General features: G+C 60.4%; 16 protein-coding genes. All 16 read right to left on the reverse strand.

Annotated elements, in window-relative coordinates:
* Positions 1-27 precede the first annotated feature (27 nt).
* Positions 28-1,983 carry a hypothetical protein gene (locus BLR13_RS38945; RefSeq protein WP_091977065.1) on the reverse strand — a complete coding sequence of 652 codons (1,956 nt, stop codon included), beginning with the start codon at positions 1,981-1,983 and terminating at the stop codon, positions 28-30.
* Between the two features lie 123 nt (positions 1,984-2,106).
* The gene (locus BLR13_RS38950) at positions 2,107-2,448 is read right to left on the reverse strand and encodes a hypothetical protein (protein WP_157793769.1); all 342 of its coding nucleotides are present in this window, start codon (positions 2,446-2,448) and stop codon (positions 2,107-2,109) included.
* Positions 2,448-2,633 carry a hypothetical protein gene (locus tag BLR13_RS38955; RefSeq protein ID WP_091977069.1) on the reverse strand — a complete coding sequence of 62 codons (186 nt, stop codon included), beginning with the start codon at positions 2,631-2,633 and terminating at the stop codon, positions 2,448-2,450. The genes BLR13_RS38950 and BLR13_RS38955 overlap by 1 nt, the downstream gene beginning before the upstream one ends.
* Positions 2,634-2,655: 22 nt before the next feature.
* The gene (locus BLR13_RS38960; RefSeq protein ID WP_091977072.1) at positions 2,656-3,087 is read right to left on the reverse strand and encodes a hypothetical protein; all 432 of its coding nucleotides are present in this window, start codon (positions 3,085-3,087) and stop codon (positions 2,656-2,658) included.
* A complete protein-coding gene (locus BLR13_RS38965; RefSeq protein WP_172805594.1) occupies positions 3,080-4,252 on the reverse strand; it encodes an N-acetylmuramidase domain-containing protein in 1,173 nt (390 codons plus the stop codon). Before BLR13_RS38965 ends, BLR13_RS38960 begins: the two co-directional genes overlap by 8 nt.
* A 13-nt stretch (positions 4,253-4,265) precedes the next feature.
* Positions 4,266-5,435, reverse strand: a complete 1,170-nt coding sequence (locus BLR13_RS41290) for a phage late control D family protein (RefSeq protein ID WP_172805596.1) — start codon at positions 5,433-5,435, stop codon at positions 4,266-4,268.
* Positions 5,436-5,523: 88 nt separating this feature from the next.
* Complete coding sequence (locus BLR13_RS38970) at positions 5,524-5,745, reverse strand: tail protein X (RefSeq protein WP_091977077.1); 222 nt, start codon at positions 5,743-5,745, stop codon at positions 5,524-5,526.
* A complete protein-coding gene (locus BLR13_RS38975; RefSeq protein WP_091977080.1) occupies positions 5,745-6,251 on the reverse strand; it encodes a phage tail protein in 507 nt (168 codons plus the stop codon). Before BLR13_RS38975 ends, BLR13_RS38970 begins: the two co-directional genes overlap by 1 nt.
* Positions 6,252-6,308: 57 nt before the next feature.
* Complete coding sequence (locus tag BLR13_RS38980) at positions 6,309-9,737, reverse strand: phage tail tape measure protein (RefSeq protein ID WP_091977083.1); 3,429 nt, start codon at positions 9,735-9,737, stop codon at positions 6,309-6,311.
* A gap of 197 nt (positions 9,738-9,934) precedes the next feature.
* Positions 9,935-10,213 (reverse strand): phage tail assembly protein, encoded by a 279-nt coding sequence (locus BLR13_RS38985; protein WP_091977085.1) that lies wholly within the window; start codon positions 10,211-10,213, stop codon positions 9,935-9,937.
* A gap of 83 nt (positions 10,214-10,296) precedes the next feature.
* Positions 10,297-10,821: a phage major tail tube protein gene (locus BLR13_RS38990; RefSeq protein ID WP_091977088.1), complete on the reverse strand. Its 525-nt coding sequence runs from the start codon at positions 10,819-10,821 to the stop codon at positions 10,297-10,299.
* Positions 10,822-10,919: 98 nt separating this feature from the next.
* Positions 10,920-12,347 (reverse strand): phage tail sheath subtilisin-like domain-containing protein, encoded by a 1,428-nt coding sequence (locus tag BLR13_RS38995; protein WP_091977091.1) that lies wholly within the window; start codon positions 12,345-12,347, stop codon positions 10,920-10,922.
* 67 nt (positions 12,348-12,414) lie between these two features.
* Entirely contained in the window at positions 12,415-12,840 is a 426-nt protein-coding gene (locus BLR13_RS39000; protein ID WP_091977094.1) for a hypothetical protein, read from the reverse strand.
* A gap of 8 nt (positions 12,841-12,848) precedes the next feature.
* Positions 12,849-13,400, reverse strand: coding sequence for a hypothetical protein (locus BLR13_RS39005; RefSeq protein WP_091977096.1), 552 nt, complete (start codon positions 13,398-13,400; stop codon positions 12,849-12,851).
* 629 nt (positions 13,401-14,029) lie between these two features.
* Complete coding sequence (locus BLR13_RS39010; protein WP_157793770.1) at positions 14,030-15,349, reverse strand: hypothetical protein; 1,320 nt, start codon at positions 15,347-15,349, stop codon at positions 14,030-14,032.
* On the reverse strand, positions 15,330-15,521 hold the full coding sequence (locus BLR13_RS39015; protein ID WP_091977100.1) for a hypothetical protein: 192 nt from the start codon (positions 15,519-15,521) through the stop codon (positions 15,330-15,332). The genes BLR13_RS39010 and BLR13_RS39015 overlap by 20 nt, the downstream gene beginning before the upstream one ends.
* Positions 15,522-15,540 lie beyond the last annotated feature (19 nt).

Consider the following 15,540-nt stretch of genomic DNA (forward strand, 5'->3'; position numbering starts at 1 on the left):
CCTCCTTATTTGCATTCATGCAAGCGATTAGACAGCAGAAGACGCCGGCACCCGGATGATGGGCTTGGCCGGGCGCCACTTCCCCTTCTGCAGGGTGACCAGAGAGCGCTTTCCGTCCGCGTATTGCAGGATCATCGTCACGGCCCAGCCAGACGCGCCCTTGTTGTAACCGTGGCGCAGGTTCATCGCGCCGGCCACGTAAACGCCGTCCAGGATCTCGGGGCTGTGCTTGTCGCCGATCGACATCTTGCGGCCGACGCGGGCGAAGCCTGCCACCGTTCCCTTGGCGCCGTTCGCGCCGCGGAAGCCGTGGTTGCCGACCTCAATGCCATCGATCAGGCGGCTGTAGCCGTCGTGACACCACTCGACCAGATTGCCCAGCTCGGGCTTCTTGACCCGGATGGCGTATTCCAGCAGCGAGAACCGCGGCACTGGCAGGTCGTTGTCCAGGGCGTGCGAGCGCGCCTCGACGTAGCCGAGGTACGCATCCTCGAGCTGCAGGCCATAGCGCACGTTGGTTCCGTCGTTGCGGTACCGGCCTTCGCGGACGTACTTCTCCAGGGCGATATCGTGGTTGCCTTCAGCGATGATGATCGTGCGATCACGGCCGGCGGCCAGAACCAGAAAATCACCGACCTGATCGACTTCCTGCTCCACGCTGTCGCGGCCACGGATGGCCATCTCGTAGCTGTAGGCATTGTCGTGGACGTGGTGGTGGTTCCGCGCCTCGTTGTCGAGGATGTCGTGGGCGATAATGTTCTCGGGATCGAGGACGTCGACCATGCTGTTGCGGTACTGGCTGCGACCGCCACGCATATCCCAGCCGAACACGGCCATGCAGTTGCCCTGATCAAGCTTGCGGACGTGGAGATCGGCGCAGGTCATCGCCTTGACCCGGTTGCCCGTGGACACCTCGCCGTTCGCCACATGGGCGTCGAGGTCGTAGAAGGCACCGTCCTCACCAGCGGTGATCTGACGGCAGAAGACGTCCCCCTCTTCGTCGAACTGAACGACGGTGGCGCCGATGACCTGGTGGAAGATCGACTTCACGCCGGCCTTGCGCGGTATCACCTTGGGACGGGTGACACATCCGGACGTCATGACCTGATGCGCCTGGACGGCCGGGTCGGTCGACGGGACGCTCTTGAGCTGGCGCTTGGCGTGCGGGAACACAGCCCAACGACCCCGGCTGTAGGTCACCAGATCGGAGATCGGCGCCGAGGCGGTCGGCAGCGTGTTCATTTCGCCGCAGAACATGAAGTTCGAGCCGATTTTCATCTGGCCGAAGCACATGAACGGCGTTAGTTCGGAGGCGTATTCCCGAGCCTGTGGGTTATTCTCGGCCCACCACTGCGTCTCATAGGTGAACGGGCCGACGATGATCTCCGCGCCGATGAAGGCGGCGTAGGCTTGCAGGTTGGCCCAGAACTCCTCGTGGAGCATGGAGTCGTTCTGCGCGGACGTGAAGATGAAGCTCTTGCCGCGGCTGTCGACGATCGGAGATACCTTCAGCGTGTCGGTCATCCAGGTGCGGGGCTTGCCCTCGCGCAGGACGTAGGCGTGCGCGTCACGATCCCAGCGACGGGTCATGTAGCTGTCAACGACGATCGATTCCGGGTTGACGACCGGATACATGGATTGGGTGATGAGTGAGGTAACTTCGGTCGAGAGCGCAACCGCGCGTGCGTGCGCGTGCTCTTCGGCGGACAGTTCTTCGCCAGCTTCCTCGGACCCTCGGGTCACGGTGGCGGTTTTCACCGGGGGAACGTACAGCGACCAATCGATCGCGTAGTTCTCTTTGCGCTTGCGCTTCAGCGCCTCTTCGGCGCGAACCCAGTTCGGATAATTGATGCCTTCACGACCCTCCGCGGTCTTGGTGGCGGAGGCAAGGCCTCCACGTTGGCCCTGCGGGTGGTAACCGAGCTGCAGGAGATCCTCTACGACCTTCTTTCTACGGGCTCGTTCTTCGATGGAGAGCGTCATTTGACCCTATGAATGGTGTGGAACCACTCCCAGGGCTGCTTAACCCCCAGGATTTATGGTCCTGGGGGTAGCACATAATTTGCATTCAAGCAAATTTGAGAATGCAAACAAGGATCCAAGGCCTTACTTGGACGAAAGCTTGATCATGTTGACGATGCGATCGACGATAAGGTCTGGCATCTTCATCACCTGCTCCGTCAGGCTGTCCATTCGCTCGGTCAGCCTGCTCTCGATCGACCTCACAGTGTCCCAGGAGGCGTACTCCTCGACCACCTTGAGCTTGAAATCGGCCAGCTCCTTCTGCGCCGTCTCGGCCTTGACCTGGGCGGCGGCGGCCTGGGCTGCGGCGTCGGAGCGCACGGTGTCGATCTTGCCTTCGACCTTGTACCAAACGCCGGAGATGAAGCCGGCGATGGCTACGAACGGACCCACGAGCTGCAGGGCCTCAGAAAAGTCCATAGCCATTAGAAGTAGCCCTTCGTCTCTGCTCTATCGAGCAGGGCCATGCAGGCCTTGGAATCGGTGATGTTGCCATTGGCGCCGATCAGCGCCGCCCGGTACCGGGCAATCACTGCGCGGGCATCCATTCCGGCCTTGATCGGGGGAAGCTCAACGGTCTGAGCGACCCGCATGCAGGCGCTGAGATCCATCCGGTCTTCGACCAGAACAGCGTCACTGGATGTTTGACAGGCTGCGAGCGTCAGCGGGAGACAGAATAAGAGCGCCAGCTTTGCGGCGCTGCGCCAGCTGCTTTTCATAGTCGGTAACTTTCTGTTGGAGGCGGGCTTTGGCCGCTTCGGACTCGGACAGGCGTTCGGCGAGCTGATCGGCCCTACGCTTGCTCTCGACGTCCTCGATGGGTTCCCGGACCGTGACGGCCGGGCATTTGAAGGTGGATATCTGCTTCTGCAGGTCGGCGACCTGCGCCTTCAGATCCGACTTGTCAGATGCACCGGAGTGATGGGCAAAAGCCGCCACGACGGCCAGAAGGACAACGGCCAGGATGACCTTGCCCTTCGTGCTCGCGACGAAATCCCGAGCCGCTTGGGCGTACCCGGTGACCGCGGCGCAAAGGACCGCGATCTTGTTGACGATGTTATCCAAGGTGGACTCCGATCTGATGGTCGTGCAGACGTCGCTTGATGACGTCGCCGTACAGTTTGTAGGTAAGGAAGCCGACCGCGATCACGCCGACCCACCAGTACGGGGCGAGCGCAGCCGTCAGGCTGTGAACGCTGTCCATGATCCCCTTGAACTGCTGGACCTTGTCGACCACGCCCTGTACCTGGTCGAGCACGCCGGTCTGCTGAGCGCCGCCGATGGCGCCGGCACCGACCATGATCTTTGAGATCAGTGACCCCTTGTCAGCCGACGCGATGGTCTGCGATCCGGCCGATCGGAGGTCGTCGACTGTTGCCGTAGCGCGCTCGTCGGCCACCTGACGGGGCTCGTTGGAACGCTCCAGGAGCGCCGTGGTCTCGTCATTCGGATGGCCGGTGATCTTGACGCCTTCGCGCCGCTGGAACGCAGACGTTGCGCCCGTGGTCAGATCGCCCCAGTCACCATCGATCTTGCCGACGTTAAAGCCGAGTCCCTTCAGCTTGGTCTGATAGACCAGCGTGACGGTCTTGCCCGGCTTGGGTTCGTAATCGCCATTGGCGATCTGCTCCAGGCGGCGGACCCAGCGCGCATCGGCCGCAGCCATGCGGGTGTCGTACTGGTTCTGGGCGTAGCCAGATCCGTTGTAGCCCCGCGCGAAGGACGTGAAGTTCTTCGCCTTGAGGTATTTGTCGAGGTGGTCCGTCTTGATCTCGCGGACCAGCGCGTCGATCTGCTCCCCGATGCCACGCGACAGCTCGCCAACCATGTGGGTGGCGTCTTCGTACTTCAGGCGCTCGGCGTTGAATCCCATCGTTTGGCCAAGGCCCCAGGACGCCGCTCTGTTGGCGACTTCCTCGTCGACGGCTCGTGCCTTCGCGATAACGGCGAGGCGGCCGGCTGAGGTGCCCTGGTCCTTGTACTGAGTGTTCCGGCTCCACTTCGGGATCGCGAGGCCGGCTCGGATTGCCTGCGTCAGCTTGTTCGGCTGGTGCTGCTTCAGTTCCGAATAAAACTTGTGCCGCTCGAAGAGCAGCGATGGCGTATGTCCGTCCTGTTCGAACGGCTTGCCCGAGGTTTCGCACTCCACGACAGCCAACAGCGCAGAAGCAGGCCAGCCTTCGGCCTGCGCCGCCCGCACGATGGCGTCGATGATCTCTTTACTGAACATGGATACTCTCTGGTTAGGGTAGTCGCCCCGCCTCTGTGATGGCGTCGATGTCGCTCTTCGACAGGTCGCCTGGGTTGATCTCGGGATGCGTTCGGAGGTATTCGCCGAGCAACTCGCCCGGACCTGGCCGCATGAACTCCTTGCTCGCTTCCGCATAGTCAGCGCCATCGCCGGGCTGCTTGCATTCCATCTGCGATTTGATGCCGGTGCTCTTGATGTAGGTGTGCGTCACCTTGTCGATCACGTACGAACCATTGATGCCGTCGCGCATGCCGGTGACGATCAGCGTCTGCTGATCTCTGATCCAGGGATCGCCCTTGGCGAGATCGAACACGCCCTGCACTTCGGCACGCTTGAAGTTTGCTGCCTGGGATGATGCTGCCTGCTGCGCTTCCTCTTTCGAGTTGAAGAGCTGGCCGATGTTGAAGTTGCCGGTGAACTTGTTGGCGAGGCCGCCCAGCCCGCCGCCGACAGCGGAGTCGACCCACTTGCGGACCATTTCGTCCTTGTCAAAGTAGGCAGCCTTGACGCCGCCGTAGCCCGGCTTGCTGGTGTACCTGACCTGCCAGGTGCCGAAATGCTCCGGCTGCAGGACCAGGGTTGGCAGAGCCACGCCGCTGGCGCTTTCGCCACCGTCTCGCTTGACGAACATCAGATGCCCGTCGACGACCTTTGCAACAGCGCCAGTCAGACGCTCCAGCTCGTGGATCATGTGCAGGTTGCTGACGACCTGGTTCTTAAATGGAATCTTGATGTCGCCAAGGGCTCCGGAGATGGAAACTCCTAGACCGGTCTTGCCGGCCATGCCGCCAAGGATGTCGCTGATCGACTTGTTCTCGAAATCCTTGATGGCCGGAGCCTTCTGGATGTCGTTTGACCCGGTCGATTTTCCGGTCAGCTTGATCGAGCGCGGCGGCCCCACGAATGTGACGTCGTCGATCTCGAACGATCCCATGTAGGCGAGACCGATTTCGGCATAGCCAAGCCAGATCTGGAGAGACTCTCCAGGGATCGGCCGAGCAACCCTCCAGTCGCGATCATCGACCGTGATGGTGCATTGATCGTCGTTGCCGTTGCCAGCCTGGAGATCGACCTTGATCTGGGTGGTGCGGTCGTTGAACTGACCGGTGATGTCGATGCCGTCCTTGGACACTCGGTAGATCGGGGTGTAGCCGCTGGGCACGCACAGCCTCCAAAAGAAAAAGCCGCCCCGAAGGACGGCTTGATACGCACTCGCGTATAGTTCGGTTTTATACGCTTTCGCGTATGGATTACTTCCAGAGGAAGACTTGCTGGATGACCGGCGGCTGCGTCAGCTGGCGCGGCGGCTCCGGAAGTTCGATGGAAATGCCGAGCGGCAGCACAATGCCGTACAACTCGACACCAGGGTTCTGTTCGATGACCCACTCCACGATCTGGTTCGCCGTCGATCCGTATCGCGCGTAGCAGATCACATCGAGGCGGTCGTAGAGCTTCGTGATATATGTCGACATCAGGTGGCCACGAATGTGTTGAGGGTGTCGACAACCTGGTTGATGTCGTCGCCGTACCGCTGCAGTTCAAGGGTGAACTCGATCTTGTGAGCGATACCGATAACGCCGATCTTGGACTCGGCAGTTCGGACGCGCTTGATCACGTAGTTTCCGATCACCTCAGAGCCGTACCCCTTCGGGTCCAGCAGCGGGTAGAAGCGGACCATGATCATCGGCTTGCCGGCTCGACCGGCCCTTCGCAGGCGATCAAGCGTCGAGAGTCCGCCGAAGTGGTATGGATACATCTTGCCGTCGATGGAGATATTGTCCTCACCAGGACCGGTGAACTGCATTGCAGGATCGCGCGAAAGGCGATCGGCGTTGGTCCAGGTGTATTGCGCATCGCGCTGAATGGTTTCGAAGTTGGGGGTGTCGATGCCCTTCGATGGCACGTAGAAGAGGATCAGCCCGGTATCATCATTCGAGTTGGGATCCTGAGAGCCAAGACCAAGTAGAACGTCAGCCATATCTTCCTCTGGTGATTGAAGTGGAACCCCGGCCCCGTAGGGCCGGGATCATATCTGTTAGGTGTACTCGCTTGCCGTGTCGTGGGTTCGCCAGTTCATGGACTCGTCGATCCGGCGTTGCACCAGCGTCGCCAGCGCTTCCGGATCGTGACTGCTGCCGTTGATGTGGATGGCCACTGGCCCGCCGCCGCCACCTCCGCCATTGAGTCCGAGACTTGCGTCTCCGCGGATCGGAGAAGGCACATTCTGCACAGCGTCCGCGGGCGAAGGCACGGCGCTCGTAAGAGGAGCGTCGCCAGAACCGGCGATGCCTTGCTCCATGAGCTTGCGATAGTTAATCGCGCCTGCGCGGCCACGACCGTACTTCGATCCAGGGCCAACCCAATCGGTGAACTCGTTGCCGTCAAGCTTTCCGGTGCGAGGATCTCGGAGTCTGAGCCCTGGAATGCCAGTCCTTGCCGATCCGTTCGGATCGGTGGGAAGCCCCTGATCGGTGTGTCCACCGATGACGTGACTGCCAGCGAGCGCCTTCTGCGTGAAAGCGTTGTACTTCGCGAACTCCTTCGGGTTGTTCTGCATGTTGCGGATTGCCCCGTAGATCTCACCGCGACGGACGGGACCATAGAAGCTGTTCTGCCGCCCCCTGCCGTCCGTACTGCGAACACCCTCAGCCGAGAAGCCGAGCATCTGTCGCATCGACTTCCCCTGCATGTCTGCACGGTTCATCAGGCTCTCGATCGTTCCGCCCCTGCTGGCGCCCTCAGTCTGCTGCATGGCAGCGAGGTGCAAGGCCAGGTTTGGATCGTTCTTTAGCTCTTCGCCGAAGCGAGCGCGTCGAGCCTGAAGGAATGCGTCTCCGGACAAGCCGGCGCCAACGTTGTCAGCTGCAGATCCGCCACCACCCGTGAAGGATGGAACTTTCTGCGGATCTACGATGCTGCTGTTGCCGCTGCTGCCGCGAGAGAGCCAGGCCTTGTCCTTTGCCGCCATCGTGGCGTCGCTGAACGGGTTGCCTGTGACGCCGCGTTGGATGATGCCGCTGCTACCCAAGGCGCCAAGGCCAGGCAAGGCCTGACCCGGAGTTGCCTTCAGAAGAGCCGGCACACCGCCAATGAAGCCGCTTCCGCCGCCGCCACTGGCGCTACCGCCACCGAGGCTGAGGCCCCTTCCAGATCCTCCGGACATGGCGTATTGGAGACCGCCATTTCCGAGATTGCCGGACATGAAAGCCGCGCGCTCGACGTTGCCGCCGAACTTGCCGAGCTGGCTTGCCAGATCGTCAACCTTGCTGCGCCGACGACCGGAGAAGTCGGTCGAACCGGTATAACTCGTGGGAGTGAACAGCGGGTCAGCGCCCTTGGGCGTGGTATAGTTCTGCAGCCGCTTCGTTGTAGATTCGCGCTCGCGGAAGTCCTTCATGGACTCACCCTTGCGCCTGATATGAGCATCCGGGATACCAACGTCGTTGGCCGCAAAACCGACCATCGTCATGATACCGGCGATGCTCTTCACGAACGTGACAAGCGACTCGAGATATCCGGCAACAGTGCCAAGCGCCTTCAGGGCAGCAACCAGCTCAAGGATCTGAGCCGTGAATTTTCCAGCAGACTCTGCGTCTTTGACGCCGAACTTAGTGGCGATGCTGGAGATGATGCCACCAACAATCTCGGCAGCCTTCTTGATCTCGGCAACAAATCCCTTCGTAAAGTCGAATATCTGCTTGGCATGGCTCTTGACCTCGGCGGGATCGCCGAAGGCGGCCTTGAGCATGTCTGACCAGCTGGCGAAGCCCATTCCGGCAACGATGCCGTCAGTGAAAGCCTCGACCGACTCCCTGATCTTTCCGGTGTCAAGTGTGCCGAAATAGTTCGTGAAGAAGTCCGTGATTTGGCCGAAAGCCTTCTCGAAGCCGGCACCGACCGACTCCCAAAGGAGCGTCATGGCCGACACAAATGACCTCCAGCGACCGGCCAACGACTTGAGCTTCTTGTCGTTGATCTCATCGAGCTTGCCCGCATTCTTCCGATCGCGGACCTTCGCCAACAGATCGGCCAGGTTCCCCTTGGCCTCGACGAAAGCAGCAAGTTCGTCTCGCCACTCGCGCATACCGAGCAGGTTCAGAACCTTGTTCTGCCTCTGCTCATCCATGCTGCCGACCTTGTCGAAGATCTTGAGCAGGGTGTCGGCCGGGTTGGCCGCCATCTGAGCGGACATTTGGTTCCGACCGCCGAGACCAAGCATGTTCGAAGCCGTAGACAGATCCTTGCCGCGTTGACCGCGAGCATTCTTGGAGCCGACCAGTTCGTTGACGATGAAGCCGAGGAACGTGCCGACCTTGGCGGACGGCAGGCCTATACCAACACCGGTACCGGTGAAGGCCGACAGATCTTCAGGCGTCATCTTCGAGGTCGCGAAGACACCCGAGGCACGGCGGTTGGCCGCGATGATTTCGTTAGGATCGGCCGCGGACTCCATACCGGCAACCGCTACGGCATTCAGGATGCTCTTGAGCTTTGCAGGGTCCAGGTTATTCATGTCCTGGGTCAGCGTCGCAATTCGCGTCGCAAACCGGGTCGTCTCCTTCAGGTCGAGATCCAGTCCGGTTCCCGACTTCATGAGCGTGTCGGTAACTTCCCTGGCCTTGTCCTTCGGAACACCGGCCTTCAGCACTTCGGTGAAGGCGTCGATCATCTTGTCAGCCGTCATGCCATACTTGATGGATGAGGCGTTACCCCAGCTCTTCCGCATTTCGCGGACCTGGGCGTCGTTCATTTCGCCGAACATCTTCAGGTTCGTTTCGGCGGTGTCGGTCCTCATCCTAGTCCGGAATGCGGAGACTCCAGCATATCCAGAAGCAGCGGCGCCGGCAGCGGCGTACATCCCTGATCGACTGCCGATGCCGGACAGCTGGGACATGCTGCGCATTGCCGCCTGACGCATGCGCGAGATGTTGGTGAGGTGGTTGCGGTGTAACCGCTCCTGGTTACGAAGGTGAGCCGCTTCCAGATTACCGAGCTGCTCGGTCACCCGGCGCTGCGAATCCATTCGCTGCTCGCCGACCCGGTTGTACAGGTACTTGAAGGCGACCGCGTTCTTGTAGTGCTGCTGCAGCTCTTCGGCCGCCAGCTGGGCGCGCTTCTTCGCGCCGCGGGCTGTCGACTGGGTCCACTTTTCGTGTTCCTTGCCGGCCCGGATGAGTTCGTTGGTGAGCTTACCCCAGCTCAGTTGAGCCTGGTCACCAGCAACGCCGTTGGCTTTCGCCCAATCGAGGTGCTTCTTCGTCAGTCCGTTGACCGCCTTTTGACCGGCGTTCAGCTGCTTGACGTATTTCTCCATCGGGATGTCGGAGATGGAGTTGCCGGCCTTGCCGAGCCTCTGCATCTGCGTCTCGAGGCTCTTGATCTTGGCCAAGAGCTTGACGATGGTCGAGGACATCCGGTCTTCGCCGGTAAGCCTTGCCCTGATGTCGAGATTGTTGTCGGACATACCCGCTCCTCGGAGTCACAGAAAGGGACGGCTCAGGGGTTACTTCCCCTGGGCCGCTTTGATCTTTGCGATTTCTTCGGCATCTCGCCGGTTGAGTTCCTGGACGCCGTCTGCGATCAGGCAGAAGTCGTAGAAATCGAGGGCCTCCACGTCTTCGAGCGACCAGTGAAATCGCTCGAAGATCGGGAATGCGTCGATTAGGATTCGTCCGACTCGCCCAGCATTTTTTGCAAAAAACTCTCGAACCACGACTTCATCGGCGCGAAGTCCTCGACGTCGATCTCGGAGATGACCTTCTCGTCGATCTCCATCAGGTCGGCGAGCACCTTCTCCATGGCGGCGACGCTGTCTTTGTCGACGTTCTTGATGAAGTTGCGCAGGTCGCGCACTTTGGGACGACGGGCCTTGAACTCGATGTAGTTGGCGCCGCGGTGTTCGAAGGGGAATTTCAGGTTGAAGATTTTTTCGGTCGACATTGGTTTGCACACCTTGATATTTGCACACAGAAAAAAGGCCCCGCCGGTTAAGGCGAGGCCCAGTCGAATTGGTCGGTCTCGGCTTAGTAGGTGAAGCCGAGGATCCGACGCGCGTTGGCGGTCTTGTCGGTGCCGCCGATGATCGTGATCTTGTTGAACACGTCGATTTCAGTGACCGTCAGGCCGTTGATCTCGTGGCGGTAGTAGTTCGCCGCGAGGTGGACCGAGAGGCTGGCTTTCTTGCCGGGCTCGACCTTGGAGGGCTTGATCGACTTGATCAGCGAGTGCGTCTCGATGATCACGCCCTTCTCAGCGCCGCCGGCCGTCAGCAGATAGCCGCGGAAGGTGATCGGCACGTCGAGCGAGCCAGGGCCGTAACCCAGGTTCGACCAGACCTGCTCATCCCAGGTATGGAGTTCGAAATCGAACTCGATCTTTTCGATGCCCATCGGAATTTCGACGGTGCCATCCATGCCGCCGCCGCGGAACTCTTCGGTCTGGATGTTGATTTCCGGGGGCTGGAAGTTCGGCGCTTCGCCGATCTTGCCCACGTCCTGGATCCAGACGGTGAAGTCCTGGAAAATGTTGGAGTCGCGAAGATTGCTCATTTATGTCTCCGGCCAAGCAAAAGCCGACCCGGATGGTCCGGATCGGCCTGATGCTCAGCTCAATGGTTTGGTGTTCTGGTGAGGTGCAGTCGCTGCGATTAAGCGATCGAGCGCGCGAACTCTTCGATGAAATCCGTGTAGTAGTTCGGATTGCGACGAGCGCGGAACTGCAGGTGCTCCAAGCACGCCGGGGGTTCGAGATCGAAGTCCACCGTCAGTTCACCGTTGGCAAAGGTCGCCGGGGTGTTGACGTTGGGATCGATCCAGCACTTGCCACCGATCAGCGCGCCGCGGGAGCGGAGCAGACGGAGGTAGGCGTTCACGTCACCCTGGATGCCGGCGAGCAGCTGGCGGCTGAAGGGCTTGTCGAGGCGCGGGCGCTCAGCGCGCTCCAGGCTCTCGTAGACCATGTCAGCGGTTCGGCGGACCGACAGCTGAGCCCAGAGCGGGTCTGTGCCGGTGCCACGCAGACCCCAGAACCGGAAACCGTCATCGTGGATGATGGTGGTCACCTGGTTGGAGTTCAGCATGTTGGCTTCGCAGTCGCGGTCGTTCGGCATGAAGTCGACCGGTCGGGCGGGGCCGCCGATGTTCTGGATCAGCTCGTTCGAGAACGAGTACCAGAAGCCCTTCTCTTCGTCGACGCGCGCCTGGATGCCAGCCGCGTAGGCCGACGCCGGCTTCTGCACGTACACCGAGTTCTCGATATCCCAGCTCAGAACACCAGGATCGACCACTGCGATGCGCTGCGAACCGTAGTCACTGCGGTACTGAACCGCGTCAGCGTAGTCGGTGCCCGGGCCGTCCAGGAACGCGACAGCGCGGAGGCGATCGACGATCGAGGCGAACGCGACGCCAACCGGGTTGGCGACGTGGCCGAGGGTGGCGGTGACGGTAGCGCCGGTACCGGCACCGGTAACGGTGATGGCCGGAGCGACGGTATAGCCGTAGCCGGGGTCGGTGATGATCGCACCCGTCAGCTTGCCACCGACGACCTGCGGGACCGCCGTTGCGCGACGACCGCCCACAGTTGGGGGAGCGACGGTGATATGCGTGGTGGAGAGGACGTAGTCCTGACCATCGTCGCCGATGACCAGATTTGCGAGACCGTTGGTCGGTCGACCGCTGGTCATGCCGGGGGCCACCAGCAGTTTCGGAACCACCTTCAGCATCGGGCGAGCCTTGAGCAGCGACCAGACACCGGTCTTGCCGGTCGGCGAACCGACAGCGTTCGACCAGGTCTCTTCCTGGCTCAGGCCTTCGGAGACACGGACAACGACCACAACAGCCGCCTTCTGGCTGTAGATCGCATCGATGCCGTCGAGCAGCGTGCCGGTGGATTTCAGCTGACCCGCCTTGAGGGCGTCGGAGAAGACGGCCACAGGGGTGTTGAGCGGGAAGATATCCGGGTCAGCGTCCGGGGCGGTGCCGACAAGGCCGATCACATTCGACTTGACGGTTTCAACCGGGCCGGAGGGGCTATCGAGTTCGATCGTCTCGACGCCGTGGAGATATTGAACAGTCACTTAGGGTTCTCCCAAACGAAAAAGCCACCCGAAGGGGCGGCATGGAGGTTGGAGTTGTTGGCGATGGTTACGGTCTAAGGATCAGCGGGAAGTGCGACCACTTCTCCTGCCCTGGGACATTGGTGATGCCCTGATCGACCTGGATGGAGCCTTTCACAAGGCGGTAGATGCCATCGCCAGCAACGAGGACGATGTCGTAGTCGTACTGACCTGCGGGGATTTGGGCAGCGTCTGCCTGTCTCACCCTGAGCCCGTATTTTCCAGCTTCGTGATCGAGGACCATGAGGCGCTGGTTGTCGTTTGAATTGGTCATCACAAGGTCGCCGGAAGACTGCTTCTGCAACTGCATAAAGAACTTCCAGCCGGCCTCAATGAGGATGGGCGCCTCGTTTTCGGTCTGCAACTGCCACTCGCGCGTCCAATCCTCATTGGTAGCGACGATGAAGTCGTCTCTAAGAACGAGCGGAGGCCTCCAGCTGATGATGCTTTCCATGTGCTACCTCACAGGCTTGCCCATTGGAAAAACAGGCCGTCAACCTGCTCTGCCGTGAGATTTGCATTGACGCGAAGTGCCTCCACCATGGGGTCTGAGCGAACGACCTGAGACATGGCGAACCAGGTTATGGTGGCCTGATCCTTCATCTCCTGCATCGGAAGGCTGTCGATTACGGCCTGCACCGCGGTTGGCACGCCAACCATTTTCGCAGAGTCTATCGCCTCCTGTGCCGTGATGAGCCCTGCACTCGAAAGTCCGATCAGCATCTGTCGCCGTGTGAGCGTCGGAACCGGCGGAGGCGGAGGCGGCGGAATATCGTTCAGCACAGGGGCGGCCGAAACTTTTCCGTCGACCCGACTGAATACCATTCCCGTCATCACCTTGCCGACCGGGATTTCTGGATCATCGACGATGAATACGCCGATAGCAGCGAGTTCGTCCGACGTCCAAAGTTCGACCGCCTGCCACGGCTGCAGTGATCCGTCAGGCGCACGGATAGATGATCCTGGGATCAGCTGTTCGAAAGTCTCAGGAGACACCTCCTGAACAACAGTCATTGTGTTACCTTTCTAAGGTTTGCTTCTGAACGAGGCTTCGGCTCATGCCCACAGTAGCTGCCCCTTCGCGTTTGTTCCGCTGGTGCCAACAGCGTAATCACCAGCACCAGGACCACCTCCTGAAGCTAGAACGAGGGTATAAGTCGATCCAACGACTGGAGCGCCGACTGCGCCATACGTCCACTGCCGGACGACGAGACCTCCGTTGCCGCCGTCACCGCCTTTTTTGGGGCCGGCGCCGATATCGGTGGTCGTTCCGACACCTCCTGCCATACCTCCACCGGTAGTGTTGTTGACGTTGCCGCCAGAGGCGGCGCCGTGAACACCTGGATTACCGTTTACTTGAGGTCCGTTTGGGGCTCCGTTCGATCCGCCTGTTCCGCCGTAAGCATAGATGGTTCCATCAGGAGCGGTGAAGTATGAGGTTCCTCCGGTACCGGCCTGATATACGTTTGGCGCACCTGAAGTACCGCCGCCACCGCCGCCAGCACCCCAGACATTCATCGTGAGCACGTTGTATTCTGGGATGGTGACGTTGATCGTCCCGGGAGCATTCCATACGGTGTTGCCTGGTATGATTGTCCTTGTCGATCGCCACAGTTTCGATCGCTGGAATGGCAGGATAAGCATTAGGCAATCTTCCATCCGGTTCCGAAGATGATGGTGCTCGGCGACCACGATCCTTCGAAGACCGCAACGACTGCGACCTGGTTGGCTGTCGTGGTGATGGCTGGCACAGTCGCCCCGGGCCAATAGATCCCGGCACCCCAACCGACCGTTCTACCGCCAGTCGCGTCCTGAATGACGCAAACTGCGATGTCCTGGCCATTCTTCATATTGGAGATACTGATCGTCACCGCAGCGGTGGCAGTCATGTAGAACCTGGATCCGGTCGAAGCGTCGATCGTGACCGCGCCACTCTTGTTGCCAAGGGCAGTCCAGCCGGCCGCGGCCCACGCCTGGTCGGTCGTGACGACGTCACTTCCGGAGTTCGCAACCATGTTCGCCGCGGTAGCGACACCCTTGACCGCAGAAGCACCGAGACCGAGGTTGGTCCGGCCGTTGCCCTGCTGGGTGGCGTTCAACCCCTGAGCTGCGGTATCCACGCGGAGCCTGTTGCCAAGCGCCGCACTCACCGTGACAGAGTAGTTAGCGTCGTTTCCGAGTGCGTCGGCCAACTCCTTCAGAGTGTCCAGAGCCGCACCGGCCCCGTTCACCAAGTCGCTGAACTTCACGTCGATCGTGGTCTTCGTGTAGTAGCTCGACGGATCCCACAGGGCGGCGGCAGCGGCAGAAGCAGCTGCTGCGTCTCTCGCCTGTATGACAACAAGTCGGTCCGCGCCTGTCTGAATGCGATCAGCAGCTGTCGCCACTGCGTCTGCGGTTGACTTGACCTGCGCAGCGAGCGTAGCGGCTCGCGCCGCATCGATCTGCCGGAAGTATTCCATCGCAGCGGCGGTATTGGCCGCCAGCGCACATATCTGCCAATCGGTGAATGGTCCAGTGCTTCCGGTGATCGATTTAACCAGCAGCATAAGCCGACCGGTGGACTTTTCGTAGGAAACGAGCTGCGCGATTGCGTAGTCCGCAAGAGTGGACGTTCGCGTGATCGCGAGGAACGGCGTCGGCGTGAACAGCGAACGCTCGACCTCGTTTTCGATAACAAACGTGACGCTCTGGTTCTGGACCAGTGTCACTGATGAAGAGGAGCCGGCAAACAGGAAGCCCATCTCCGAAAGGAGCTGGATACGCTGGTATGACGGCAGGATGGCATCGTTCAAACGAGACAGTCCGACCGCACGCAGATCGTTGACCGCCGCCTCCCATGAAGGAGCGAAAGGCTCAAGAGAACGCAGGCGCTGATCCAGCACCTGCATTGCCTTGTTCAAACGTTCTGCCGTGAAGTCTTCACTCTCGTTGAATACAAGCTCAGGATAGTTGCTTGACATCGGCGACTACCCCCGCGGCATCGAGTGCCTGGAGTGTATCGTGGTCGACAACGTGTTCGTGGCTCGGCAAATACCAGAACCCGAGATGCTCGTGCCGCCCCGAAAGCTTGACTTCGTAGCGCACGTCAGCGTCCACCGCCTGATCGGCGGTGGATTTGCTGTTCTTGGCCATGTAGATGGTTTCCTTCTTG

Origin of the sequence: Bradyrhizobium ottawaense (genome assembly GCF_900099825.1) — a bacterium.
Lineage (GTDB): Bacteria > Pseudomonadota > Alphaproteobacteria > Rhizobiales > Xanthobacteraceae > Bradyrhizobium > Bradyrhizobium ottawaense_A.

Bases quoted from the DNA above. Each gene is read 5' to 3' on its own strand.
- BLR13_RS38945 (WP_091977065.1), bottom strand. From the start codon at position 1,983: ATGACGCTCTCCATCGAAGAACGAGCCCGTAGAAAGAAGGTCGTAGAG.
- BLR13_RS38950 (WP_157793769.1), bottom strand. From the start codon at position 2,448: ATGGCTATGGACTTTTCTGAGGCCCTGCAGCTCGTGGGTCCGTTCGTA.
- BLR13_RS38955 (WP_091977069.1), bottom strand. From the start codon at position 2,633: ATGGATCTCAGCGCCTGCATGCGGGTCGCTCAGACCGTTGAGCTTCCC.
- BLR13_RS38965 (WP_172805594.1), bottom strand. From the start codon at position 4,252: ATGTTCAGTAAAGAGATCATCGACGCCATCGTGCGGGCGGCGCAGGCC.
- BLR13_RS38970 (WP_091977077.1), bottom strand. From the start codon at position 5,745: ATGTCGACATATATCACGAAGCTCTACGACCGCCTCGATGTGATCTGC.
- BLR13_RS38975 (WP_091977080.1), bottom strand. From the start codon at position 6,251: ATGGCTGACGTTCTACTTGGTCTTGGCTCTCAGGATCCCAACTCGAAT.
- BLR13_RS38980 (WP_091977083.1), bottom strand. From the start codon at position 9,737: ATGTCCGACAACAATCTCGACATCAGGGCAAGGCTTACCGGCGAAGAC.
- BLR13_RS38985 (WP_091977085.1), bottom strand. From the start codon at position 10,213: ATGTCGACCGAAAAAATCTTCAACCTGAAATTCCCCTTCGAACACCGC.
- BLR13_RS38990 (WP_091977088.1), bottom strand. From the start codon at position 10,821: ATGAGCAATCTTCGCGACTCCAACATTTTCCAGGACTTCACCGTCTGG.
- BLR13_RS39000 (WP_091977094.1), bottom strand. From the start codon at position 12,840: ATGGAAAGCATCATCAGCTGGAGGCCTCCGCTCGTTCTTAGAGACGAC.
- BLR13_RS39005 (WP_091977096.1), bottom strand. From the start codon at position 13,400: ATGACTGTTGTTCAGGAGGTGTCTCCTGAGACTTTCGAACAGCTGATC.
- BLR13_RS39010 (WP_157793770.1), bottom strand. From the start codon at position 15,349: ATGTCAAGCAACTATCCTGAGCTTGTATTCAACGAGAGTGAAGACTTC.
- BLR13_RS39015 (WP_091977100.1), bottom strand. From the start codon at position 15,521: ATGGCCAAGAACAGCAAATCCACCGCCGATCAGGCGGTGGACGCTGAC.